The following is a 382-nucleotide window of genomic DNA, read 5'->3' on the forward strand; positions in this document are numbered from 1 at the left end:
GAATGACGGAGACTGGGTTGAAAGCTGCAGCGCCCTTGTCGAAGATGCCCGCGGCCATATGGAGATTCTTCGCTGGGCAACGCCTTCTCAGACAAGCATTCCGGACAACCGGACCAAAACCCCCGCGCCCGCGCTTATACCCGCGCAGGTCTGAGCGGCTGCAGCCGGGCTTCATCCCCGGCGTGGCGGCGCGATTGAAAATCCTGATCGTCACCGACGCCTGGACGCCCCAGGTCAATGGCGTGGTGCGCACGGTGCAGATCACCGCCGACGACCTTCGCGCGCTGGGCCATGACGTGAAGATGATCACGCCGGAAGGGCGCTTCACCCTGCCGATGCCGACCTATCCGGAAATCCGCCTGGCGGTCTTGCCGGGCCGCGC

At 65.2% G+C, this 382-nt stretch carries 1 pseudogene; it reads left to right on the forward strand.

From position 1 onward, the window contains the following. Positions 1 to 194: 194 nt before the first annotated feature. Positions 195 to 382 (forward strand): annotated as a pseudogene (locus I6F37_RS44880) (glycosyltransferase family 1 protein); the annotation flags it as partial.

This window comes from Bradyrhizobium sp. NBAIM08, from assembly GCF_020193935.1.
Taxonomy (GTDB): Bacteria; Pseudomonadota; Alphaproteobacteria; order Rhizobiales; family Xanthobacteraceae; genus Bradyrhizobium; species Bradyrhizobium yuanmingense.